General features: G+C 48.6%; 24 protein-coding genes and 1 pseudogene. 10 read left to right on the top strand and 15 right to left on the bottom strand.

Features of this window, described 5'->3' with window-relative positions; translation table 11 throughout:
* The first annotated feature begins 156 nt into the window (after window positions 1-156).
* The 5 genes from DW965_RS02965 to fucO all read left to right on the top strand — a co-directional run bounded on the left by DW965_RS02965 (window position 157) and on the right by fucO (window position 6,155).
* Complete coding sequence (locus DW965_RS02965) at window positions 157-1,554, top strand: alanine/glycine:cation symporter family protein (protein WP_117510041.1); 1,398 nt, start codon at window positions 157-159, stop codon at window positions 1,552-1,554.
* A gap of 147 nt (window positions 1,555-1,701) precedes the next feature.
* Entirely contained in the window at window positions 1,702-2,790 is a 1,089-nt protein-coding gene (locus DW965_RS02970; RefSeq protein WP_117804457.1) for a phosphoribosyltransferase, read from the top strand.
* 66 nt (window positions 2,791-2,856) lie between these two features.
* Window positions 2,857-4,101 carry a cytosine permease gene (gene codB, locus DW965_RS02975; protein ID WP_119198000.1) on the top strand — a complete coding sequence of 415 codons (1,245 nt, stop codon included), beginning with the start codon at window positions 2,857-2,859 and terminating at the stop codon, window positions 4,099-4,101.
* 136 nt (window positions 4,102-4,237) lie between these two features.
* Window positions 4,238-4,819 carry a TetR/AcrR family transcriptional regulator C-terminal domain-containing protein gene (locus tag DW965_RS02980; RefSeq protein ID WP_119198001.1) on the top strand — a complete coding sequence of 194 codons (582 nt, stop codon included), beginning with the start codon at window positions 4,238-4,240 and terminating at the stop codon, window positions 4,817-4,819.
* A gap of 187 nt (window positions 4,820-5,006) precedes the next feature.
* Window positions 5,007-6,155, top strand: coding sequence for a lactaldehyde reductase (gene fucO / locus DW965_RS02985; protein WP_055226239.1), 1,149 nt, complete (start codon window positions 5,007-5,009; stop codon window positions 6,153-6,155).
* A gap of 236 nt (window positions 6,156-6,391) precedes the next feature.
* On the opposite strand, the gene tig is transcribed toward fucO, so the two are convergent.
* Window positions 6,392-7,627, bottom strand: a complete 1,236-nt coding sequence (tig, locus tag DW965_RS02990) for a trigger factor (protein ID WP_158568342.1) — start codon at window positions 7,625-7,627, stop codon at window positions 6,392-6,394.
* A 243-nt stretch (window positions 7,628-7,870) separates the two neighbouring features.
* On the opposite strand from tig, the gene DW965_RS02995 reads away from it, so the two are divergent.
* Entirely contained in the window at window positions 7,871-8,326 is a 456-nt protein-coding gene (locus DW965_RS02995; RefSeq protein WP_055221777.1) for a hypothetical protein, read from the top strand.
* 148 nt (window positions 8,327-8,474) lie between these two features.
* Here DW965_RS02995 and DW965_RS03000 read toward each other — a convergent pair whose 3' ends face one another.
* The 8 genes from DW965_RS03000 to ispE form a co-directional block, all read right to left on the bottom strand.
* Window positions 8,475-8,927 (bottom strand): DUF1934 domain-containing protein, encoded by a 453-nt coding sequence (locus tag DW965_RS03000; RefSeq protein WP_022462143.1) that lies wholly within the window; start codon window positions 8,925-8,927, stop codon window positions 8,475-8,477.
* 39 nt (window positions 8,928-8,966) lie between these two features.
* The gene (gene murI / locus DW965_RS03005; RefSeq protein WP_022462144.1) at window positions 8,967-9,791 is read right to left on the bottom strand and encodes a glutamate racemase; all 825 of its coding nucleotides are present in this window, start codon (window positions 9,789-9,791) and stop codon (window positions 8,967-8,969) included.
* 197 nt (window positions 9,792-9,988) lie between these two features.
* Entirely contained in the window at window positions 9,989-10,735 is a 747-nt protein-coding gene (gene spoIIR, locus DW965_RS03010) for a stage II sporulation protein R (protein ID WP_117762086.1), read from the bottom strand.
* Between the two features lie 96 nt (window positions 10,736-10,831).
* Complete coding sequence (locus DW965_RS03015; protein ID WP_330420841.1) at window positions 10,832-12,448, bottom strand: GerAB/ArcD/ProY family transporter; 1,617 nt, start codon at window positions 12,446-12,448, stop codon at window positions 10,832-10,834.
* Window positions 12,355-13,764, bottom strand: a complete 1,410-nt coding sequence (locus DW965_RS03020; RefSeq protein ID WP_243036302.1) for a spore germination protein — start codon at window positions 13,762-13,764, stop codon at window positions 12,355-12,357. The genes DW965_RS03015 and DW965_RS03020 overlap by 94 nt, the downstream gene beginning before the upstream one ends.
* Window positions 13,710-14,102: a hypothetical protein gene (locus DW965_RS19570; RefSeq protein ID WP_243036304.1), complete on the bottom strand. Its 393-nt coding sequence runs from the start codon at window positions 14,100-14,102 to the stop codon at window positions 13,710-13,712. The genes DW965_RS03020 and DW965_RS19570 overlap by 55 nt, the downstream gene beginning before the upstream one ends.
* A 144-nt stretch (window positions 14,103-14,246) precedes the next feature.
* Window positions 14,247-14,960 (bottom strand): GntR family transcriptional regulator, encoded by a 714-nt coding sequence (locus DW965_RS03025; RefSeq protein WP_055221789.1) that lies wholly within the window; start codon window positions 14,958-14,960, stop codon window positions 14,247-14,249.
* Window positions 14,947-15,828 carry a 4-(cytidine 5'-diphospho)-2-C-methyl-D-erythritol kinase gene (gene ispE, locus DW965_RS03030; protein WP_055226230.1) on the bottom strand — a complete coding sequence of 294 codons (882 nt, stop codon included), beginning with the start codon at window positions 15,826-15,828 and terminating at the stop codon, window positions 14,947-14,949. Before ispE ends, DW965_RS03025 begins: the two co-directional genes overlap by 14 nt.
* Before the next feature lie 407 nt (window positions 15,829-16,235).
* On the opposite strand from ispE, the gene DW965_RS03035 reads away from it, so the two are divergent.
* Entirely contained in the window at window positions 16,236-16,979 is a 744-nt protein-coding gene (locus DW965_RS03035; RefSeq protein ID WP_022462149.1) for an AzlC family ABC transporter permease, read from the top strand.
* Window positions 16,969-17,271 (top strand): AzlD domain-containing protein, encoded by a 303-nt coding sequence (locus tag DW965_RS03040; protein WP_330410127.1) that lies wholly within the window; start codon window positions 16,969-16,971, stop codon window positions 17,269-17,271. The genes DW965_RS03035 and DW965_RS03040 overlap by 11 nt, the downstream gene beginning before the upstream one ends.
* A gap of 60 nt (window positions 17,272-17,331) precedes the next feature.
* Here DW965_RS03040 and DW965_RS03045 read toward each other — a convergent pair whose 3' ends face one another.
* The 3 genes from DW965_RS03045 to DW965_RS03055 form a co-directional block, all read right to left on the bottom strand.
* Window positions 17,332-18,861 (bottom strand): alpha-N-arabinofuranosidase, encoded by a 1,530-nt coding sequence (locus tag DW965_RS03045; RefSeq protein WP_119198004.1) that lies wholly within the window; start codon window positions 18,859-18,861, stop codon window positions 17,332-17,334.
* Window positions 18,862-18,997: 136 nt separating this feature from the next.
* Complete coding sequence (locus DW965_RS03050; RefSeq protein ID WP_055226225.1) at window positions 18,998-19,192, bottom strand: hypothetical protein; 195 nt, start codon at window positions 19,190-19,192, stop codon at window positions 18,998-19,000.
* Window positions 19,179-19,574, bottom strand: coding sequence for a BrnT family toxin (locus DW965_RS03055; protein ID WP_330377069.1), 396 nt, complete (start codon window positions 19,572-19,574; stop codon window positions 19,179-19,181). The genes DW965_RS03050 and DW965_RS03055 overlap by 14 nt, the downstream gene beginning before the upstream one ends.
* A gap of 199 nt (window positions 19,575-19,773) precedes the next feature.
* On the opposite strand from DW965_RS03055, the gene DW965_RS03060 reads away from it, so the two are divergent.
* Complete coding sequence (locus DW965_RS03060) at window positions 19,774-21,066, top strand: L-cysteine desulfidase family protein (protein ID WP_119198005.1); 1,293 nt, start codon at window positions 19,774-19,776, stop codon at window positions 21,064-21,066.
* A 35-nt stretch (window positions 21,067-21,101) separates the two neighbouring features.
* Window positions 21,102-21,227 (top strand): annotated as a pseudogene (locus DW965_RS22415) (DUF6783 domain-containing protein); the annotation flags it as partial.
* Between the two features lie 24 nt (window positions 21,228-21,251).
* Here the strand turns inward: DW965_RS22415 and DW965_RS03065 are convergent.
* The 3 genes from DW965_RS03065 to DW965_RS03075 all read right to left on the bottom strand — a co-directional run bounded on the left by DW965_RS03065 (window position 21,252) and on the right by DW965_RS03075 (window position 24,965).
* A complete protein-coding gene (locus DW965_RS03065) occupies window positions 21,252-22,181 on the bottom strand; it encodes a nucleoside hydrolase (protein WP_199681619.1) in 930 nt (309 codons plus the stop codon).
* A gap of 121 nt (window positions 22,182-22,302) precedes the next feature.
* Window positions 22,303-24,003 (bottom strand): ABC transporter substrate-binding protein, encoded by a 1,701-nt coding sequence (locus DW965_RS03070; protein WP_119198006.1) that lies wholly within the window; start codon window positions 24,001-24,003, stop codon window positions 22,303-22,305.
* A gap of 71 nt (window positions 24,004-24,074) precedes the next feature.
* Window positions 24,075-24,965, bottom strand: a complete 891-nt coding sequence (locus tag DW965_RS03075) for a carbohydrate ABC transporter permease (protein ID WP_055226220.1) — start codon at window positions 24,963-24,965, stop codon at window positions 24,075-24,077.
* Between the last annotated feature and the right edge of the window lie 2 nt (window positions 24,966-24,967).

Consider the following 24,967-nt stretch of genomic DNA (forward strand, 5'->3'; position numbering starts at 1 on the left):
TTTCCGGAATCGCAAAAAATTTGGGGGTTCGCGTTTTTTCTCGAAAAAAACTTGCAAATCTCGTCTGAGATGATATACTTTTTGCATTGTGTTACTTTATGAAAGCACTGATCTTCCAAGAAAGTGCTTCTGCTTATGAAAAAGAAAGAGGTATCTATGCTCCAACTGATTGAAACCATCAACAATGCCGTGAACAATTTTATCTGGGGTGTTCCGGCTATGATCTGTATTTTCGGTGTCGGTCTTTACCTGAGTCTGCGCACCCGTTTTCTCCAGATTCGAAAATTCCCGTATGCGATCCGCACAACGCTCGGAAGAATGTTCCGCAAACGAGATGCTTCCGATGGCGCAATTACACCGTTCCAGGCGGTCTGTACAGCACTTGCCGCCACGGTCGGTACCGGTAATATTGCCGGTGTTGCCGGCGCTATCGCTATCGGCGGACCCGGTGCCGTATTCTGGATGTGGGTTTCCGCTCTGCTCGGCATGTGTACGAAATTTGCCGAGGTAACACTGGCTGTTTTCTATCACGAGAAAAATGCCAACGGGGAACTCGTCGGCGGACCGATGTATTACATCAAAAACGGTCTCAGCAAAAAATGGCATTTTCTGGCCTATCTTTTCGCTGCTTTCGGTGTACTGACTGTGTTCGGAACCGGAAATGCAACGCAGGTCAACACCATCACAACCGCAGTCAACTCCGCACTGATGAATTACCATGTGATCTCAAAGGACGCGGTCCCGACCTCCAACCTGATTCAGGGTATCATCATTGCGGCACTCGTAGCGCTGATCCTGCTCGGCGGTGTCAAACGGATCGCACAGGTAACAGAAAAGCTCGTTCCGTTTATGGCTCTGTTTTATATTGTCCTTGCCATCGGTGTAATTTTGCTGAACCTCAACCGGATTCCGTCTGTTTTCGTTTCGATCCTTGAGGGCGCCTTCCGTCCCTCCGCCGTTACAGGCGGTATCGTCGGAAGCATGCTTATGAGTGTAAAAAAAGGTGTGTCCCGCGGTATTTTCTCAAACGAGGCAGGTCTTGGTACCGGTTCGATCGCGCACGCCTGTGCCGACACAAAAAAGCCGGTCAAACAGGGTATGTTCGGTATCTTTGAGGTATTTACTGATACGATCGTGATTTGTACCTTAACTGCACTTGTTATTCTCTGCAGCGGTACTTCCATCACCTACGGACAGGCTGCCGGCGCAGAGCTGACCATCAGCGGTTTTACCCTTACATACGGAAACTGGGTTTCGCTGCTCACCGCGTTCGCGATGTGCTGCTTCGCCTTTTCCACGATTCTCGGATGGGGACTTTACGGTGCACGCTGCATCGAGTTTTTATTCTCCGAAAGAATCACAAAATATTTTATGGCCGCCTATGCGCTGGTTGCCATCCTTGGCGCCACCGCAAACCTCGGCCTGATGTGGAGCATTGCCGAGACCTTCAACGGTCTCATGGCGATCCCAAACCTGATTGCGCTCTTCCTGCTTTCGGGCAAGGTTGTGGAGCTTACAAAGGAATACTTTTCCGGAGAAGGCAAAACCCGGTAAAATTCCTTTTCTCGCGGCGCATTCCCTTCTTCTGTAAGAAAATCATGTAAATTCGCCTTTTCCCTTGACAATCAGGTTGCTACCCCTTACACTGTTAAAAGTTTATAACATGTTTACCAAAGAGGGAAAACCGGGAGGAACTTTTGAATGGAAAAATGGAATGAAGTAAAACTGGTGCCGGAGTTTTCGGAACAGGGCGTGGACTGCTATCGCCTCGCAGGCGGCGATTATGAGAACGAATACTATGTCGTTTCCGAAGCAGAGACAAGAAAGCTTCTGAACACACCGGAGGTTGTCGGATATGAGGTTTATCACTGCCTGATTCCGTCTACTTCACAGATGCTTTATTATTTTAAAGAGCAGGGAAAGGTAACCGCAGCCAACATCCTTTCCATCCTGCGCGGCGCTTTGAATTATCCGCTGGAGGAAAGCTGCTACCGTGAGCACATTCGTGTACATGACATCAGTTTTCTGTCAAGTGAGCGCGTCTTTAAAGAGGAAGAAATCGCAGGGCTGGAAATCAAATACAGCAAGCTGACGATGGTTCCGGGAAGTACACTTCTGATCGGCGATATCATCGCAACGGGTGAAACGCTGATCCACTGCCTGCGCTACGTAACCGATTTCTACCGTGAGCACGGTGCTTCCCTTCGCAACATTATCATCTTTACGATCGGCGGCACAACCGGAATCAAAATTCTGGAACGTCTCACAAAAGAAATCCGCGAGTTCTGGCCGGAGTTTGAAGGCTTTATCACCGTATATTACGAAGGAATCTTCAGCACCTATCAGGACAGGGGCGTATCTGGAATCAATCTGCCGGATGTCGATTTCTACTGGAAAGACGGTATCATTGCACCGGAGTTCCGAAGAGAAACGCTTTCCATGCGCGATCCTCTGTTTGAAAAATGCATCATCTACGATGGCGGTGCAAGACGCTATGAAATCCATGAGCATGTCGAGGAGGTTCTCGATTTCTGGAATAAAATGCTGGAGAAGGCCGACCGGATCGACTTCACCAGACTGCTCGAGGAGAAGCTCGGCTGCCCGCTTGGCGCATCCTACGAAGAGTGGATTCACATCAATCACTATGAAGAAATCGATGAACGTGTGACCAAATGGCTGTACCGCCAGGAAAAAGGCTATATTGCAAGCCTTGGCGATGCTACCCTGAAAGAAATTGCGGCTGAACGAATTGAAGAGTTTACCGCAGCACTTCGCAAATACATGCTGTAACAAAAAACCATTTCTTACGGTTCGCTGAATTTCGGCGAACCGTAATCACAGTTTTCAGGAGATATTATGGAAAAAGAAAAGAAAGTAAAAGATGTTGACTTCGCGGACAGCGCGGTTCCGTCTTCTGCCCGGAAAAATGTAGTAACCATGTTTATGATCATGCTTGGCTTCACCTTCTTCTCGGCAAGCATGTGGGTCGGCCAGCAGCTCGCTGACGGCCTCGATTTCTGGGGCTTTTTGGGATCACTGATCCTTGGTGGAATCATTCTTGGTATTTATACCGGTCTGCTCGGCTACGTCGGTGCAAAAACCGGTCTGTCACTTGATCTTTTGTCCCAGAGAGCCTTTGGCGAAAAAGGTTCCTATCTGCCGTCAGCCATGACCAGCTTTACGCAGATCGGATGGTTTGGTGTCGGTCTTGCCATGTTTGCAATTCCGGTTTCCAAGGAGCTGCTCGGCGGAAGCACTGCGGCACAGTGGGGACTTGTTCTTCTTGCCGGCGTCTGCATGACCGCCTCTGCCTATTTTGGTATTGAATCTCTGACCATCGTCAGCTATATCGCTGTACCAAGTGTTGCCATTCTCGGAACGATCGCCATGGTCATGGCCGTAATGAGAGGCGACGGAACGATCATCGATCAGTTTGCCAAATCCAGCGGATCTCTGACTATCATCGGCGGTGCCGGTCTTGTCATCGGCTCCTTCGTTTCCGGCGGAACCGCAACCCCGAACTTCGCACGTTTTGCAAAGGACGGAAAAGCGGGTGCCATCACCACGGTTGTGGCCTTCTTCATCGGAAACTCCCTGATGTTCTTCTTCGGTGCCGTTTCCTCGATCTTTGTCGGCGGAAACGATATCTTCGAGGTTATGGTCCGCCTGAACCTGTTCTACCTGGCTGTTCTCGTTCTCGGTCTTAATATCTGGACTACAAATGACAACGCTCTGTACACCGCAGGTCTTGGTCTTGCCAACATCTTCCATCAGAGGAAAAAACCGATGGTTCTCCTTTCCGGTATCATCGGAACGGTTGCCTCCGTATGGCTGTACTACAACTTCTGCGGCTGGCTCAACATTCTGAACTGTACCCTGCCGCCGGTCGGCATGATTCTGGTGCTCGCCTACTTCATGAACAAAGAGGACTTTGAAACCGATCAGCCGAAACTTAAAACCGTAGACTGGTTTGCGGTTGCCGGTGTCATTCTCGGTGCCATTGTTGCGAACCTCTTACACTGGGGCATCGCTTCCATCAACGGCATGGTTGTTGCCGCTGTATGCTACTGTGTCGGACAGGCCGTAAACAAAAGAAAATAAGCAAAATCGTCCTGAATATGTTCCTGTATCTTATCTCCGGAACATGTTCAGGGCTTTTTATTTTTTCGGATTCGCGTTATAATATATGCATAACTCTGCATAGTTACAATTTTCGAAACGAAAGGAAACTGCCCGGATGATCCATTCCACCGTATCTGCTCCCAAAGGAGAAAAAACAAAATACCGTCTTGCCGAATCCATGAAGGAGTGCATGAAAACAACACCCGTTGAAGAGATCACCGTGCGCCAGATCTGTGAAATCTGTGGTGTTACCCGCCAGACCTTCTACCGCAATTTTCTCGACAAATACGATCTGATCAACTGGTACTTTGATAAATTACTGACAAAATCCTTCGAACATATGGGCCGCGGAACGACCGTTTTTGACAGTCTGGAAAAGAAATTTACCTATATTCAGAAAGAAAAAGCTTTTTTCGCCGCTGCCTTCCGCTACGACAAACAGAATTCTCTGCGTGAACACGATTTCGATCTGATTCTCGCGTTCTACGAAAATCTGATTCACGAAAAAAGCGGCAGTCCGGTTTCACCGGAAATACATTTTCTTCTCGAAATGTACTGTCAGGGTTCCATCACCATGACCGTAAAATGGGTGCTTACCGGCATGGATCTGACACCTTCCGAGTTTGCCGCTCTTCTCGTCCGGGCAATGCCGGAGGACTTAAAAAAACTGTTCCGGAATCTGCAGCTGCTCTCTTAGAATTTCCCGCAAACAGCTCTTGTTATTTTTCACAAATTTTGTTCTGTTGTTTTTGTCACAATGGCGATTTTTTTTAAAGTGTTACACTTCGCTTCTTCTGTCACTTTCTTTTTCCCTTCCGGATTTGTTAATATAATAACAAGTTCAGTAAAACCATTTATTCATTTTAGAAGGGAGTTTTTCAAACATGGCAAATCGTATTAATTTAAATGCAACCTCTTATCACGGAGCAGGCGCTATTGCCGAGATCGCAAATGAAGCAAAGGCACACGGCTTCAAAAAAGCATTCGTATGCTCTGACCCGGATCTGATTAAATTCAACGTTACTTCCAAAGTAACCGATATTCTGACCGCAAACGGACTCGACTATGAGCTTTACAGCGATATCAAGCCAAACCCGACCATCGAAAACGTAAAACACGGCGTAGAAGCTTTCAAGGCATCCGGCGCTGACTATCTGATCGCCATCGGCGGCGGCTCTTCTATGGATACCTCCAAAGCCATCGGTATCATCATCGCAAACCCGGAGTTTGAGGATGTCAGAAGCCTTGAGGGCACCGCACCGACCAAAAATCCGTGCGTACCGATCATCGCCGTTCCGACTACAGCCGGTACTGCTGCAGAGGTTACCATCAACTACGTTATCACCGATGTAGAGAGAAAACGTAAATTCGTATGCGTTGACCCGCACGATATGCCGATCATCGCAGTTGTTGACCCGGATATGATGTCCTCCATGCCAAAAGGACTGACCGCTTCTACCGGTATGGACGCTCTGACCCACGCAATCGAGGGTTACACCACAAAAGCTGCATGGGAAATGACTGACATGTTCCATCTCAAAGCCATCGAACTCATCTCCAAATCTCTGCGCGGTGCTGTCGCAAACACCAAAGAGGGACGCGAAGGAATGGCTCTTGGCCAGTACATCGCAGGTATGGGCTTCTCCAACGTAGGTCTTGGAATCGCTCACTCCATGGCACACACCCTTGGTGCTGTTTATGATACCCCACACGGTGTTGCATGTGCCATGATGCTTCCGATCGTTATGGAATACAACCAGGAGTGCACCGGTGAGAAATACCGCGAAATCGCACGTGCCATGGGCGTTACAGGTGTAGACGAAATGTCTCAGGAAGAGTATAGAAAAGCAGCGATTGATGCTGTTAAGAAGCTGTCCGCAGACGTTGGAATCCCATCTGTTCTCGAGGCAGTCAAAGAAGAAGATCTGCAGTTCCTTGCAGATTCCGCACACGCAGATGCCTGCGCACCGGGCAACCCGAAGGATGCAAGCGTAGAAGATCTGAAGGATCTGTTCCGCAAAATCATGGCGTAACGAACACAATTCGTTTCCCACATGCGAAGCGGATATTCGCAATCCGCTTCGCTACTTGCTCATAACTGAATAACTGCTCCGCAGTTTATCAGAAGGAGCTTGCACTCCTCCTGATACAAGCAAGTCCCCCCCCACTGCTTATTGCTTTTCGCAATGGAAGCAGGGGACTTACTTGATTCGGTTAAATCACCCCGGAAAACAGAAATTTTTATCCTGTTTCGGGGTGATTTCTCTTTTTATTCTACTGTATTTCCGTCTGCATCCACAGTCACAGTATTGACCGTTGCATTATCGAGAACCATATTGATCATGCGCTCCATCATGATATTGCGCACTACCGTATCTTCCCCGTAATAGTCATTGGCTGCTTTCAGGAAATCTTCCTGCGACATATTGGCATTGGCTGCCTCGTCGTTTAAGATCTGCTGGTAATCCTGGTCATCTGTAGTCCAGCCTTCTGCCTCTTTTACAGCATCCAGAAGAAGGGCACTTTTTGCCATCGTTCCTGCATACGTTGCTTTCTCCTGATTGTAGGTTGCTCTGTCCGCATACTGCTCCAGATAGTCGTCCAGGGAAATGCCGTAATTCTGAAGATAAGTGGTATACCGTTTATCGTAATCCTCTTCGCCAAGGGTGATATAGGATTTCGGAATTTTGTGAAACGTACAGCCGTCTGCCATCTGCTGCATCGCGTCATTCTGCAAATTATTTTCCGCTGTCGTCTCATTTGCAGCCTCCAGCTCTGCGCGTTTTCCGGCACGGTATTCCTCCACAGTACTGTAATCTGTATTTTTTGCTACCCATGCATCATCGAGCTCCCATCCGTCAATGTTTTCTGCCGGGCGGGTAAACGCATTTACCGTAACGGTAAACACAACATCTTTTCCTGCCAGATCGGTACTCTGATAGCTGTCAGGGAATTTCAGGTTCAGATCCTTTGTCTCCCCTGTTTTCATTCCAATGACACCATCCTCAAATCCATCGATGAAGGTACCGGATCCGATCACCAGATTGTAGGAATCGCTGCTTCCGCCGTCAAACTCCTTGCCATCAACTTTGCCAACATAGGCAATATCGGCGGTGTCGCCTTTTTGTACGGTGGCATCCGGATCGTCCATGGTGACAGCTGTCTCTGCCATAATGGCCGTCTGTACGTCATCATCCGTTACCTGCTCTACTTTCTTTTCCAGTGTGAGCTTTTTGTAATCTCCAAGCGTTACACACTCTGCCGGATCAACTTCCTCATCGACAACCGGAATCCCGTCTACATCACTCGGGGAAGCGTATTCCTCAGAAGCTGTGCTGTCGGACGATGTGCTGCCTGCGCTCGACGCATCGGATGCTGAGGAAGCGCTTGTGCTGCTTGCGCTTGATACGGAACTGCTGCTTGTTGTATTGTTTTTTCCGCATCCGCTCACACTGGCTGCTCCCAGTGTCATGAGCAGAAGCATGACTGCTGCTTTTCTTTTCATTCTTGAATTTTCCTCCATACTACGCCGTTCCCGGCGCGTTGTAAATCTCATTTTACCATACTTGTCTGGTAAAAAAAAGGCTGGGGCTCCGATTTTAGAAATTCTTATGATTTTCGACCATAAAATCGCCTGGATTGCGCTAAAATGTGTTTGCGTTTTGCCGAAATCAATGTTAGAATGTTCATAGACTGGCATTGTATGTTCCGATGCCCACATTATTTTTTGCAGAGGAGGAATAAAGGGATGAAACCCTGGATTATCGTATTAATCGTATTAGCTGTCATCGCTGTCATCCTTGGTCTGCTGTATTACTTCGGTAAAAAAGCACAGACAAAACAGGCCGCACAGCAGGAACAAATGGAGGCCATGAAACAGACTGTCTCCATGTTGATCATAGATAAGAAAAAGCTTCGCATGAAAGATTCCGGACTTCCACAGATGGTCATCGACCAGACACCGAAAATGATGCGTCGTGCAAAACTGCCGATCGTCAAAGCAAAAGTCGGTCCGAGAATCATGACCCTGATCTGCGACGCTGCTATCTTCGATCAGATCCCGGTGAAAAAAGAAGTCAAAGCTACCGTAAGCGGTATCTACATCACCGGCGTTCGCGGCATCCGCGGTTCTTTAGAGCAGCCGGAAAAGAAAAACGGCTTCTGGCAGAAAATGCTCCGCAAGGCACGCGGCGAGGAGAAATAAAATTTCATCTGAAACAAAAAGAAACACGCTTTGCGTGTTTCTTTTTGCTTTCGCGGCAGTCGCCAAGGTCTCGTGCAAGCCCGGACTTTGGCTCGTTGCTCGCGAAAATACCCGAGTTGAATGATTTTCATTCTTCCCGGGTATTTTTTTATAAATTCAGTTTTCCGCCTTCCCGCGGTCTTACCTCGATATCGATTACGCAGTCCCCCACGTAGCTGTCGTTGATGTCGAGCGCGTATTCTGCCTTCAGTAAAATCTGATCCGGCGTCTCTTTCATTCTGACCTTCGTCGCCGCAACTCCCATGTTGATCATGCCATATGGCGTATGATAAAACGAAATGTTCTTTTTATCCTCCTCAAAAATCATATGGACATCAATGAGGCCGCGCTTGCGCACCTCGAGGGCGTTTTCCGTAAATTTGATCATGTTGTGCGTCATCATGTCAAAGCCTTCGGTTGCCTCGTCGTAGATCAGAAAGTGATGGCCGTTTTTCTTGTAGTACGAACCCGTCGTCATAACCTCCACCGGTTCTTGTTCGCCGGATTCCTCATCCATCAGATACTGCAGTCCGCGGATGCTGATGAGTACGTCTTTTTCCATCCTTTTCTGATGTTCCTCTCTCTTTTCTGTATGTCGTTTTTAATAGTTTTCAATCTGTACCTGTTTCGTATCGCTGATCTGCTCCGGCAGAACGGAATGTGCGAAGGCATTGAACCGCTCCACGCCGTCGCTTGCGAAGAACTGGTATTTCTGACGGCCCAGCTCATCGTTTCCAGGATTCTCCAGATCCAGCTCCCGCAGCAGTCTGCACAGTGCCTGTGAGGTTTCGTATGCCGGGTTGACGAGTGTTACTTTTTCTCCGACTACTTTCCGCAGCAGAGAACGCAGCAGCGGATAGTGGGTGCATCCCATAATCAGCGTGTCGATGTCTTTATCCAGAATCTCTGCCAGATAGCGGCGCGCCACTTCCTCGGTGATCGGATCTTTTGTCCAGCCCTCTTCCACGAGCGGCACAAACAGCGGACACGGTTTTCCGTAAACGGTGATCGCCGGATCTGCCTCGGTAATGAGCTGCTGGTAGAGGCCGCTCTGAATAGTGCTCTCGGTTGCGATGACGCCGACGCGCTTGTTCTGCGTCGTCTCGACGGCCATCTGTGCGCCCGGTTTTACCACGCCGATGATCGGGAGATCAATCTCTTTTTCGATCGTATCGAGTGCCAGCGCACTTGCGGTGTTGCAGGCGATGACGATTGCCTTGACCTGCTGGGTTTCCAGAAAGTGTACGATCTGGCGGGAATAACGGATGACGGTGTTCTTCGATTTGGAACCGTACGGCACACGCGCTGTATCTCCAAAATATACGATTCGTTCGTCGGGCAGGTTTCGCATAATCTCACGCACTACGGTCAGTCCGCCGACACCGGAATCAAAGACGCCGATCGGCGCCTGTCTGTCTGCTTTCATACTTTCCTCCATTTTTCATCCGGCATTACTTTTTTGTCATGCCGAATGGGGTTCATTTCTATATTTAATATATCTGAATTTTTACATTTCTTTTTTCATTTCACGACCCTGGTTAAAATAGGTCGCTGATACATTATTTTAACCCGAATGGAGGAATATTGCAATCATTTCTCTTGAAAGTCTTTCGAAAAATCCGCCTAACGCCAGAAAAACCGGAACGAAATCCAGTCACTTTTCAGGATTTCGCGGTAGGCGGCGTCACTCAACAGATTCTGCAGCGGAATCCGGCTTTTTTCGACTTTTTCTGCACTTTCGCCATCCTCGTTTACGGGGCGCAGGGCATCCGAAAAGCAGATGGACGGGTACAGCATGCACCACCAGTTGTGCCCTTTGGCTCTGCCGATGTTGATCTGAAGAGCGTCGTACGTTCCGGCGGGGAGAATATAATTGCCCGTTTCTTTTTCCTCAAAACTGGCTTTTCCGTACGTTACGGTGATATCGTCAGTACTGCCTCCTGCGCGCAGCGTCTGAAGGGCGGCGGCACGGATGGAGGGCTCGTTTTCACGCAGGATTTCTTCGGTTTCTGCTTTTGTTTCGGCTCCGTGCAGGATCGTCTGCAGTTCTTCGGCAACGGCATCGCGTACCTGAAGCTTGATCTGCTGGTCGGAGGCGCAGTCGCTGTTGGCTCTTACGTGAAAGCGCACGATCTTTGCAGCGACTTCCTGCTGCAGACGGGACTCGCGGAGAAGATTGGCGGTTCCGGAAAGGATCAGCGCCGCAATGCAGACGGGGAGCCAGCGGCGGCAGAAAATTTGAAATGCCGCCTGGAATTGACTTCTATACTGGTTCCCAAATGTATTTCGGGGCTGCGCCTGCCTGTCCCTGGATTTCTTCTGTGTCTGATTTTGATTCCGTTTCCGGCTCTGTACTTTTTTCTCATTCATATGCTGCCTCCTGTTTTTTCCAGTTTTGCCGGATTTCAAAACTTTTATACACAGACACTCACTGCCCGCTCCGATATTCCATACACTTTAAACCTTTTACGGCGCTTTCGGAATCCACGGAATGCTCCTTTCGTTTTCCAACGCATAGCACAAGTCCGCCAGTGTCACCGCCTCTTTTCTTTTCACCCGGTTGTCATAAATTCCGCACAGGTACTCACCGACGGACTCCACCTGTTTTCCGTTCTGCTCCATGATATCTTCTGGTTTTTCTGCGTGAAACAGATAGGCACTGTGCCCAAGCGCACGGTCCTGTTCCAGGTACTTCAACAGTTCTTCCATCCGTCCCCGGTCACTGAGCAGTGCATCGGAAAATACAATCGCCTGGACGTGTCCGGTGTCGAGATCATATTCCTCTGTGCTGTCATATTGCTGCGCAATCTCCTCAAACGTCTCCGCTTCAAAGAACAGCGATGCGGGGTCCTCGTCGGTTCCCTCCTCCTGCTCATCCTTTCCCTGGCCGGTCACCACCGCAAGATTCGCAGGCGCATACCAGACACGCCATTTACCGCCAGCCGTCTCCTTTACTCCGCCGCTCTCACTGACCGCCGTCCCGGTTTCTTCCCCAGTTTCACTGTTTTCCGGCGCAGTCGCCTCTTCCGACACATAATCAAAGGCAACCGCCAGTGGATACAGCCGCTTTTCCGGCTCTACTGCCCCGCAGGATGACAGGAAAATCATACTGCCCAGCGCCAGACACACAAGCCGCAGTTTTTTCATATGCTTCTGGCAGAAGCCGAGCAGCACCGTGATGGCAAGGAAAAACGGAAAGTAACCGTATCGGACCGACCAGCCGCTTTCCGCGCATGACAGCAGCCATATAAAAAGCACTGTACCGATCCGTACATAGAGATTCTGCGGTTTCCACAGTCCCGTCTTCTCTCCGATCAGCGATACGTAAAACAGCAGACTTCCCAGTGTGAACAGCAGTCCCATCAAAAGAAATGCCATCCACAGAATATCAAACCGCTCCAGAAATCCACCCGGCAGGCTCGTTCCTGCCATTAACAGTAAGAGCGGGTCCTGCGCCGCAGCCGTGCCGCGCCGGCCGAAAACGCCGAGCAGCGCCATGCTTCCTGCAATTACAAGAAGCCCCGTTTTCCAGATACTCTGCGTCACCGGAAGAATGACACTCCTGTGCTCTTTCTGCACATGCCCCAGTAAAAACGGCAGCAGCGCAATCGGTGTTCCATTTTCCAGTGTTCTCCACACATTCCACCCAAAAAGTATTCCGTTATCCACAATTTCAACAGACTTTGCTGTCTTCCAGGCATCCTCAAACGAGGAAAAATGCATCTGCGGAACCGTCAGCAGAAGCAGAATCAAAATCCCGCCCACAATCCACGGATAGAGTGCTTCCGCCAGCCGTCCTCTTTTCTGTACTTCACTGCCGACACCAAACCCGGCCGCCGCGAGCAGAAACAGTCCGCAGAGCTCCTGCGGTACACCCGCTGTCAGATACGCGGCGGCAAGCTCTGCCATTCTGCGAAGCAGTGTTCCGCCGAGGAAAAGCAGATAACACAGATACATCACTGCCAGAAGGAGTTTCCCAGCCTTTCCCATCACGCTTTCCAGGCGGCAGTAAAGCCCGCCAAGGCGCACGAGATAAATGCACCACACCGCCAGCAGCCCATATCCAACGAAAATCCCTGCCATACCGGGCAGGCCGTCCGATGCGCCGTACGCTGCGAGCTGCCAGAACGCCGGGCAGAGCAGAACGAGCACGATCTGGCGTTCCATCTGGCGCTGTGAAATTCTGTCATTTTCCGAAAACATGCGTCACTCTCCCCTTTCCTGTTTTTCTTCCGGCTCCGCAGCTTTTCTGTTTTTCCGCAGCCGCACTCTCTGATCGCGCTTTGTAAAGACCGGCCGCTCCCGCATCTGATGCAGCGGCGGCCGCCATACGGAATCCTTCGGCGCATGGTAGCCGCAAGTCCTTTCCCGACAAACGGCATCAGATAGGGAATGCCAAAACTCGTAAGCCCGGCGAGATGACCCGCGAGAAGAAACGTGCCGAGCACCATGCCGAAAATGCCGAGCCATCCGCCGAGCAAAATGAAGCCGAATTTCAGCAGCCGGAACGGCGCACCGAACTCTTCGTTCGGAATCGCCAGCGAACAGAGCGCCGAAACCGCAACCACAACGACGGTCATCGGGCTCACCAGATTGGCGGAAACCGCTGCATCTCCGATGATCAGTCCGCCCACAATTCCGATCGTCCCGCCAAGCGGCCCCGGCATGCGCACACCGGCCTCGCGAATCAGTTCAAAAGCAAATTCCATCAGAAGAATTTCCAGAATGCCGGGGAACGGAACGCCTTTCCGCGCTTCGGCGAACGCCAGCAGGAGTTTGGTCGGAAGCACCTGCGTGTGAAAGCCCGTGACAGCCAGGTATCCGCCCGAAATCCACAGGGCGAGAAAGACCGCCGCATACCGCAGCAGCCGCTCAAATGAGACGATCAGAAAATGATGATACCGGTCCTCACTGACCTTTAAAAAGCTGTCAAATGATGCCGGGAAGAGAATCCCGACCGGGGAATTATCACATAAAAGCAGGATTCTTCCGTCCAGAATCTCCATCGCCGCGCGGTCCGGCCGTTCGGTCGTCTCGAAGCGCGGGAACGGCGATTTCCACTGCGGTTCGCAGAGCTGCTCGACCATGCCGCTGTCAAAAACGCCGTCCACCTCCCAGCCGGCAATCTGCTGTTTTACCTCTTCCAGAAATTTCGGATAAATCAACTCTTTCTCATACACCAGAGCCAGAACCGTATCAGAACGCGCACCAAAATGTATCTCCTCCACTTTCAGATCGGTGGTCCGCAGACGCTTGCGGACGAGTGCCGTGTTGGTTTTGACAGAGTCGGAAAAACCTTCGTTAGAGCCGCGCAGCACTTTTTCGGACTCCGCTTTTTGCACTCCTAAATTGGGATAACCCTTCGATCCGATCTTGACTGCACGGTCATAATGATCCACAAAAAGAATTGCATTTCCCGCAAGCATGGAAGCGAACGCAGCTCCATAGTGTCAAATTCCAGTGCATCCGAAATTCCGAGCTGATTTTCCGAGAGAACCCCCGGGATATCTGCCTCGGGAACCTCCATCAGACGGTTCAACAGCTTCCCGATCACGGAATCCTTCAACATAACGCAGCTCACCGCCACTTCTACGTAGATCAGCAGCGCACCGGTTCCGCCCGTTTTGCCGAGTTTCATCGGGCGGATCTGAATATCATCGCAATTTTCACACCATGTACGGATCACGCTTTCATTTTCCGACAGTGTGAGTGAAATCTGCGTCTTCTCTTTTTCCATGCCTGCGTCCCTCCTTCTCCTCCTTTTGAAAGCTTCCGAAAAACCATCTGGAGAAATATACTCTGCAAAATTTCATAAAAAAACATTCTGTCACGATTTTTTACTCTGTAACAGAATGTTCCTTTTTCGAAATTTTATACGCTTTTATTTTTCTTCTACACCCGTCATGCTCTGGTGATGTACGGTCTGCATAATACTCTCCTGCTGTCGCTCGATATGCTCGCGGATCATCTTCTGTGCGCCTGCAAGATCCCGATTTTTCATACGTTCATAAAGGGCATCGTGCTCCTCGACCAGGGAACGTCGGGATTTTACATCCTTTAAATATTCAATCCGGTAACGGTACATTTGCTCCCGCAGATTGTTCAGTAGCTGAATCAGGCGCTCGTTGTTCGTCGCCTGATAAATCACATCATGGAATGCCACATCTGCCTGTGCAAGCTTCTGCAGATCATCCGTCTCTGTTGTCTCCAGCATTTGTTCAAAGCTACGCGATGCCTGATAAAGCTTCTGCAGTTCGCTCTCTGTAATCCGCTGACACGCCAGTTTTACCGCCAGCTCCTCGAGTCCGAGCCGCACCTCCAGCACATCGTTCAGATCTTTTTCCGTGATCTGTGCTACCTGCGCACCCTTCCGCGGCACCATGATCACAAGGCCGTCCAGTTCCAGCATACGGATCGCCTCGCGGATCGGGGTACGCGAAACGCCGAGCTGATTTGCCAGCCGGATCTCCATCAGCCGTTCACCCGGCTTTAACTCCCCGCGCAGAATCGCCTGGCGCAGCGTGCGGAACACGACATCGCGGAGCGGAAGGTACTGATAATCCTCCATCTGCAGGTCTAACTCATTTTTTGCCATACTTTGTACCTCCCGGTTTTGATACTGTAGTCAGGAATGTCTGTTTCGACAGTCCGCTTATTTTTAACTGATCACGGGCAAATTCTGCCTTGTCCGGATCGTCGAAAATGCCGAATACGGTCGGGCCGCTGCCGCTCATCATCGCATTGACCGCACCGTTTTTCATCATCTGTGCCTTGATCTCATCGATCACCGGATACGCCGGACACGTCACGGATTCCAGCACATTTCCCATGCGGTCCGTGATGCCGTACAGGTCATGATTTCGGATCGCCTCTACCATGCCGTCGATATCCGGATGCTCCGTCACCTCATCAAGATGCAGGTTTCCATAGACAAATTTCGTCGAAACATTGATGCCCGGTTTTCCGATCAGCACGTAGCACATCGGTACGCCGGGAAGGGATGTCAGCTTTTCGCCGATTCCTTCTGCCAGCGCTGTACCGCGCATCACACAGTACGGAACATCCGCTCCGATCTGCACACCCCGCTCCATCAGCTGGCGTTTTGTCAGACCAAGCTGAAACATGCGGTTAATTCCTACCAGTGCTGCTGCCGCATCCGAGCTTCCGCCCGCCATGCCGGCCGCTACCGGGATAAATTTTGTCAGGTTCATATCGACACCCTGACGGATATCGAATTCATCCATCAGAATCTTTGCCGCTTTGTATACGAGATTTCCGTCATTACACGGAAGGAACGGCAGATTGGTTGTCAGCCTTATGCCAGGTTCTTTGCTCTCCTTTATTTCCAGCTGATCGTACATCTGGATCGTCTGCATTACCATGCGGACTTCATGGTAACCATCCTCTCTTTTTCCGGTCACATCAAGACCAAGATTTATTTTTGCAAGCGCACGCAGTTTCATCGTAAGCACCACCTTCGGTAATGTTTTTTGTATACATAGATATTAATGGATTTTTCTTCTATTTTCAAGCGTTATCTTCTGTTTTTGTACATAATTTTATACAATTCAGTTCAACAGACTTAGAAACGCAGGCGTAAGCAATGGCTGCGTGAAACGAACAAGAACAAAATAAGAGTTTACGAACCTGTCGAAACTTGCTATAATTTTCATCAGATATCAGGGCAAAAGATCAAAAAGCCGGTGCAAGCTCGCTTGCAAGAGGATTTTTGATCTCTTGACCCCAACATTTTTGCCAGATGCCAGAGCATGTCTGAAAAAACCTTTTCGTAAGCTGCGAATCTCAGATTACGGAAATGATTTTTTCAGACATGCTCTAGCTTCTGCGAAAGAAAAGGAAGTAGCTTTTTATGAGTTCACAAAGATCTTATTCATTTTCCCGCCAGGTTCTGGTCAACGGAATCCGCGATGGCATTCCGATCGGGCTTGGCTATTTTGCGGTCTCGTTTTCGCTCGGCATTGCAGCGCGTAAGGCAGGTCTTAGTCCTTTTCAGGGCTTTCTCGCCAGTCTTTTCAACAATGCTTCCGCCGGAGAATACGCTGCCTTTACACTGATTGCCGCCAACGCAGGCTATCTGCAGGTCGCTATCATTACGCTCATCGCCAATGCGCGGTATCTTCTGATGAGCTGTGCGCTTGCCCAGCGCTTTTCGCCGGACACGCCGTTTTTCCACCGTTTTCTCATTGGTTACGATGTAACGGATGAACTGTTTGGCATCACAATCGCGCGCCCGGGCTGGCTGAATCCGTATTATACATACGGTGCCATTCTCGTCGCTGCTCCCGCGTGGTCGATCGGCACGGCTCTTGGTATTATTGCCGGAAATCTGCTGCCGCTGCGCGCTGTCAGTGCCTTAAGCGTGGCGCTGTACGGCATGTTCCTTGCAATCATCATTCCCCCGGCGCGAAAGAGCCGTGTGGTAGCGGGTCTTGTTGCCGTCAGCTTTTTCTTAAGCTTTATCTGCAGCTATCTCCCGGGCATCTCCACTCTCTCCGACGGAACCAGAACGATTCTGCTCACCGTTCTGATTTCCTGCGCCGGAGCTATCCTGTTCCCGGTAAAGACAGAGGAGGAAAATGCTGATGTACAATAATTATATCTATATCGCCGTCATGGCTCTGGTTTCCTACACAATCCGGATTCTGCCGCTGACGCTGATTCGGAAGCCGATTAAAAATCAGTTTATTCAGTCGTTTCTGTACTACGTTCCATACGTGACGCTGTCAGTCATGACCTTCCCGGCGATTGTCCATGCAACACAGAGCCCTGTTTCCGGCGCACTCGCGCTTGTCGTCGGCATCGCAGCCGCATGGTTCGGTGCAAGCCTGTTTCAGGTTTCGGTGGCATGCTGTGCCGTGGTGTTTGTGATTGAATTGTTTTTGTAATAGAAATGAGCCGCCCTGTGGGAACAATCCTTTTCCCCGGGGCGGCCCGTTTTGTATGTATTACTTTTCTGTTTCTGTTTTTCTGAAATGATAAACGCTGACCGAAGCCGCCGGCAGTGCAATCTGGAAGGAGTCTTTTTCCCGTGCAGGTGCTTTTCCTTCTTTGCAGCGGACTCGGTTCGGATGTTTCGCATCATTGTAGTTCTGCGGATCTTTGGAGTACAGTGTTTTGGCCTCAACAAATTCCGGACACTGTTTGAATTTCAATTCGATTTTCTTTGATTCGCTGTAGCTTGTATTTACGAGATTGACGTAGATATCATCATTTTTGATCGAAGCAAAGATGCAGACCTCAGGATCTTTGTTCTTTTCCTCAAAGCCAAGCGTATACGCACCCTGATGCACCTGATACATATCGAACACATCGTAGTTTGGTGTCAGAATACAATGCTCACCATCCGTCAGGAACAGGGAATTCAGGACATTGACAGACTGTGCCACACATGCCATGCGCACATCCCCGGTATTGCGGTGGAAGATGTCGAGCGTCAGTGCAGTTGTAACGGCATCACGCATCGTACACTGCTGATACAGCGCCGGGCGCGCATTAAATGCACTGCTGTGCCAGTTGCCCCACTCACCGACAATCAGTTCACATTTTCTCGGTGCCGCCTGGAACGGACCCTCCGGTTTCGGAAGTGCCTCAAGACCAGCGTCTATCAGGCGGCGCTGCTCGTGAATGACATTTTCCAGCTCTTTGCATCCATTGATCACATCATACCACTGTTTTTCATCAAACTTTTTCTCTGTCTGAAGCTGTTTCAGATTCCAGTTGTAAAAATGGAGATCATAGCCGTAAAGCGATGGCATACGGTATTTTCCCATCTCCTTGAAAAAGTCTTTCGTCCACACAACACGCTCTTTTGGCTTGTTGCCATCCGGACCGCTGGCAATGCATTTCATGGAAAATGCCTGATCGCCGCCTCCAAACGACGGACAGGAGGAACTGAATTTCCGGTATTCGTTCGCATACATCTGCGGCGTCATTTTTCCGCCGCCGTCCCATACTTCATTTCCGATACCCCAGTATTCAATCTCGAACGATTTTTCATGGCCGTTTGTTTTTCGTTCCTGCGAAAGTGCCGTCGGCTCTTTGCGGTTACAGTACTCCATCCACTCTCGCATCTCGGATGGAGAGCCGGTCATCATATTGATATTAAACCATGGCTTCGCGCCGATCATCTCGCAAAATTCCATCATCTCGTGTGTACCGAACTGATTGGGATCCGTCTCGAAAGTACCGAAGTTTTCATTGTATGTAACCGGCCGCTGCTCCCGCGGGCCAATACCGTTCCGCCAGTGATACACATCCGCAAAGCATCCGCCCGGCCAGCGGATCACCGGCGGGTGCAGCTTCTGAAATGCATCCACAAGGTCTTTTCGGATTCCATGATAATTCGGAATTTCCGAATCCTCTCCAACCCAGATTCCATCATAAATACAGGAGCCAAGAAACTCGATAAAGTGTCCCTGCAGTTCCGGGTAAATATATTTTTCTCCAGCTAATTTTCGAAACGTAATCTTCTGCATAAAAATCCTCCAAATGAAAGGGTGGTGTGTACTTTTGCTATTTTCCAGTATAGGACACTTTAAAGGAAAATACAATTTATTCCGAAAAGATCTCCGTAAAACCAGGATTTTCTGGTTTTACGGAGATCACAAATTTTTATGCTCTTTTTTTGCCTGCTCCCCTCGGCGGATTTACCCGTCGAAATTTTAGCGCCCGTTCTGGAGTCGTTTCCGGACAATCTTCATCAAATACAATAGGTTTTTCTTTTGCTGCTTTTAGTTCCCTTAATTCTTCTTCTGAAAAAGCGAGTTCTTTTATCAGGCTTTCTGTCATTTCTTTAGTATTTACCATAATAAAGCCCCCTTTCAAAATTGGTTGCATATCTTGCGGAGATTAATCTTGTCACATCTATTTCTGCCCCATTTTCATTTTTCCGTATTCTTTCCGTATACACTACAAACAAAACATCATCACTTTTTATATTTCCGATCATAATCTCTGTATTACGCTCTATTTGCGCTGTCCCTGCAGATAAATCACCTATGATATCATATCGATCTTCAACATTACTATTTTCCTCATCATAATATTCTATTCGATCATAATCAAAAAATACACGGGCAGCACTTTTAAATGAAATTCCATGTTTTTCTATATTAATTTTATTCTTTTTCTCATCATATTCGAAAATCATTCCACCAAGTGAAAATGTTACAGTTTTGCTATTCTCCAATGATTACCTCCGATTTCAGTATTTTACTGTTTTTATCGTATCATCTTTTCTTTTCTGCGTCAATGCATGATGTTAATTCACAAATTGCAATTCTCTACTTGACATCTGATATTATCAGTGATATATCAATAGTATAATCAGAAAGAAATGCAAGATTTACCAGTTGATAACGCATAAAAAACTACACAGGAGAATTTTCATGGATCAGAAATTATATGACAGTTATGTAAAGATTTTAAAAAACGAGCTTGTTCCGGCGCTTGGCTGTACAGAGCCGATTGCCATTGCATATGCGGCAGCAAAAGCACGCGAAGTACTCGGACAGATGCCGGAATCGATCGAGCTTTGCTGCAGTGGAAACATCATCAAAAACGTAAAGGGTGTTAAAGTTCCAAACTCCAATGGCCTGAAGGGAATTGATGTTGCGGCAACGCTTGGCGTCGTCGGAGGCTGTGCCGAACGTGAACTTGAAGTACTTGAAGATGTGACCGAAGCAGATATTGAAAATACAAAAAAGCTGGTACAGCAGGGATTCTGTACCTGTACTTTAAAAGAAGGCGCAGAAAATCTCTACATTGTTGCAAAAGTCATTGCCGGAGAGCACAGTGCAGAAGTAACAATTGTGAACCGTCATACTCTGATTTCACGCATCGTAAAAGATGGTGAGATACTTTATCAGATTGCGGCTCATGAGGATTCCCCTGAATACGTTGATAAAAGTGTGCTGAACGTCAAGGATATTCTTGAATTTGCCGATACTGTGAAGATCGAAGACATCAAAGAAATTCTTGACCGTCAGATCACCATGAATTCTGTCATTTCCGATGAAGGTCTCCGTCATCCATACGGTGCACAGGTCGGCCGCACTCTGTTGAATGAGTACGGCGATGACGTAAAAATCCGCGCCCGCGCCCGTGCAGCTGCCGGTTCCGATGCCCGTATGAGCGGCTACTCTCTTCCGGTCGTCATCAATTCCGGCAGCGGAAACCAGGGTATGACCGTTTCTCTTCCTGTTATTGAATTTGCAAAAGAATGGAAGGTCTCCCAGGACAAGCTGTACCGCGCACTCGTTGTCAGCAATCTGATCGCTGTTCATCAGAAAAAATATATTGGTAGCCTTTCCGCTTACTGCGGTGCCGTCAGCGCAGGCTGCGGCGCAGGAGCTGCCATCACCTATCTTTCCGGCGGATCGTATGAGGATGTCAGCCTGACCATCGTCAACACCATCGGAAACGTCGGCGGTATCGTCTGCGACGGAGCAAAATCCTCCTGTGCAGCAAAAATCGCATCCGCTGTTGATGCCGCAATTCTGGCTCATTACATGGGCCAGCACCACAGAAGCTTCCAGCCGGGAGAAGGTATCGTGCGGGAAGATGTCGAGGATACGATCAAGAGTATGGGATACATCGGAAGAGTCGGCATGAAAGATACCGATACGGAGATCCTGAATATTATGATCGACCGTGTGGATATTGACGAAGTGTGTAAATAACGAAAGTATTACGATAGACAGCCATCTGGACAAACTTGCACAGATGGCTGTTTTTATATTGCTCTTTCTGTCCATACAAAAACCCGCTGCGACGCCTCTGTCGAACAAAATTTCCGATAAATTGTGACACACATCTTGTGGAAAGCTTTTTTCAAACAGGCTCTGATTTTGATTGGCAGTCCCTGTCACATCCCATAATTCAGTTTCAGTTTTGCAAAGAAGTCTCTCAACGTCAGCTCCGCATTCGGATCGTGGTAGACGCGGATTTTGCGGTTCTTTCCGGTGAAGTGATAGCTCATGTCCTCATAGCTGATTTCCGGCGCTTCTACCATTTCATAGAGGTCGGTACGCTGTACCTCTGCCAGCAGTAGCCCAACTGTCGGAGAATCGCCGAGACCCCAGATTTCGCCGTGCGGCCACTCCTGAAACTGGTAGAAGGTGTTATTGAAGTCTACCATCTGCTGATACAGATAATTTCCGATCTCACCGCATGGCTGAACATTAAGCTGCAGCTCAGCAAGAGAAACGGTTACTTTCTTGTATACGGTAGACGGAACCTGCCATACCTTCATGCCGGATTTCATCACGACGTTTGCAGCTGCGATATCCTGGCGGAGGTTGAACTCTTCTCCCCCTTCCGGATACGGTGCTCCGCCGATCCAGATGGCGGTCATGCGGTCTGCGATTTCCGGTTTCATCAGAAGTGCGGAGGCAACGTCGGTCAGTGCTCCCTGGCAGGCGATGAACAGCGGATGCGGATCATCTTTCATGGCTTCTTCGACGATCAGCTTTGCGCCATCCGACACGGCCGGAGTCTGCTCGTCCTTCATCGGAAATTCCGATCCTTTGCAGACCGGGCATACGCCCTGCCGATCCATCAGATCGAGCACTTTATTGACCTCGTCCATGCTAGCCTGTGCGGTGTGGCCATCGCCGTAATCGCGGGAGAACATGTTGAAATGACACGGAACGATACCTTTCAAAATAAACATCGGTGTCATCAGGTGATGTGCCAGTGCGAACTGGTCGTCCGCCTCATTTTTGCAGTCTGTGCTGACAATCATACGCACGCGTTTGTTGTCCGGCACGGAAAATGTGTAATTCATTTTTTTCATAGTAATCCTTTCTGCTGTAAAAGCCAAAAACATACAAAGCAATCCGCCCAAAGACCGCACAGCTTTACGGTTTCCGGACGGATTTGCCTTAGATCTAATTATACCTAATGTTGATCTTTCGTTAGTTTGCTTCTTTTGCTGCTGCAATCGTATCAAGGTTAGACTGCGGAGTTTCTGTAGCTCCTCCGTTTTCATCCAGCCATTTATCCAGCTGCTCCTGTTTTGCATCCATAACAGTCTGCAGTCCGGCTGCATACAGCGCATCATTCAGTTTCTGGAGTGTTTCTTCTACACCAGCAACTCCGACAGAGCCTGTCTCAAGTGCTGGACGATACGTATTCAGTGCATTCTGCAGAGCTGTGATCTGTGTAGAGTATTCAGAAGAATCCCACATAAATCCGTATGCCGGTGAATACTGTGCCCAGTCGTTATGGTGCTGCAGTTTATCCCAGTAATTTGCATCCTTGGAACCATCATTCCATACGTATGTGTTAAACTGATTGCCCATAAACCATCCTGTATTCTGATGATATTTAAAGTTAGAAGCATCTTCACCATCTACATAATAAGCAGTACCATCATCCAGAACTTTATAGTTTACATCCTGAATACCATTCTGCCACAGGTTCATAACTTCCGGATCTGTATACAGCGCGGAGATAAACTTAAAGGCCATTTCCGGATCCGCACTGTTGGTTGCGATACCAGTATCATAAAAACTTACATTTGTAGTTGAATATCCACCTTCTACATCCTGTCCAAAATACATTGCATAGCAGTCTGTTCCTGTAGACGCCTTTGCCTCAACAAGATAGCCCGGCTTAATTGCTGACATATAAGAGAACGTATTTCCAGCTTTCATCATAACTGCAGATCCCTGTGTATCCGTCAACGCATCCGGATAAATGTATCCTGCATCAAACCATTCCGCCAGCTGGGTTACTGCTTCTTTGTAAGTATCGGTTTCAAACTCGTTCACTACGGTTGTGGAGTCATGATCAGCCTCCCAGTCCAGAACACCGAACTGATCCGCTAATTCATCAAAAAATGCAAGACGTCTCATCGGGCTTGAGCTTCCCTGCAGATACAGCGGTGTCATTTCCGGATGTGCTTCTTTTACTTTCTTGAAAATTTCAGTTGCAACAGACCAGTCATACACTTTTCCGGTGTATTCATCCTGATTCAGCTCCAGTCCGTATTCCTCTGCGATACCAAGTTCATCACAGATATCTGCTCTCATAGTCAGACCACCAAGTTCAACCGATTCCTTCTGTGCCGGAAAACCGAACAGAATACCATTCATGGAACCTACCGTTGCATTTGCTTCACCAAGCACATCTTTAATAGCCTGTCCCTCCGGAGTATCCATATACTGGTTCATATCGACAATACCATTCATTGCAATCCAACTGGAAGCATTGCTGTAATAAATTGGCATAACATCCAGCTCATCACCACCGGAAATCATCAGCTGAATTGTCTGCTGATATTCTGCATACTGCAGTGGAAGAAATTCCACTTCAATATGATATTTCGGAATCATGTATTCATTCAATGCATCCTGCACTGCGGTACGTGCTGCGTCATCCTGCTCGTAGAACTCGACGAAGGCAAACACGAGATGATAAGGATTTTCTTCCGTGTACTCACCAAGCTCTGTTTTTGTTACGGAAGCATCTGCCTCGCCAGATGCCGATGCTGTTGATGTTGTTCCAGAAGAACTCTTGGAAGAGCCGGAAGTGTCTCCACTGTTTCCGCAGCCGACAAGCAGGCCGCCCACCATTGTCGCTGCCAGAAAAGCAGCAAGCATTTTTCTTTTCATATGAAAAATCCTCCTTAAAATAATTTTATCACGAAGCAGCCTTTTGCTGCTAATGATTCATTCTATCTGTATCAGCCTTTGACTGCGCCAAGAGCGATACCTTTTGCATAATATTTCTGGAAAGACGGGAAAATCAGCATAATCGGCAGAATTGCTACGAATGCGATTGCCATCTGGATTCCCGTTGCCGGAATGGTCGATGCAGCTGCTGTCACATTCGAGTTGGAGCTCTGTGTCAGGAACTGAATATTCTGTACCATCTGGTTCAGAAGGTTCTGTACGTTGTACAGACCTGTATTCTTAACGATATAGTACAGACCATTGGTCCAGTCATTCCAGTAAGCAAGGCCTGCAAAGGTGCCCATTGTTACCAAGATCGGTTTTCCAAGCGGAAGTACGATTTTCCAGAAGATGGTAAACTGGCTTGCACCGTCAATCTCTGCCGCCTCGTATAATCCATCCGGGATGCTTGTGGTAAAATAAGTTCGAATCATCATAACATTCCATGCAGAAAGCAGGAAGTTTGGAAGCAGCTGTGCAAAAATCGTATCTTTGATATGGAAGGTACCTGTCCACATAATGTAAGATGGAACGATACCGCCGTTGAACAGCATGGTAAAGAACACGAAGAACATCATCACATTTCTGCCCGGAAGATTTTTTACTGACAAAGGATAGGCCATCAGAGCAGACAGAAGGACATTCAACAGAGTTCCGACTACCGTGACACCAATACTTACTCCATAGGCCTTCAAAATCTGACCTCCGGATTTGATGATGTAGGAATAGGACGCGAGGGAGAACTTCTTCGGAAAGAAGGAGTATCCATTCGCTACCAGTGTGTTTTCATCTGTAATAGAAGACATAAATAACAGAATAAACGGTAAGATAATGGCAAGCGTCCAGATAATCATGACAGCGTTTGCTAAAATCTGATATTTGGAAAATGGTTTTTCTTTCATAC

Source organism: Blautia sp. AM47-4 (assembly GCF_003479865.1).
In the GTDB taxonomy this organism is placed as follows: Bacteria; Bacillota; Clostridia; order Lachnospirales; family Lachnospiraceae; genus Fusicatenibacter; species Fusicatenibacter saccharivorans.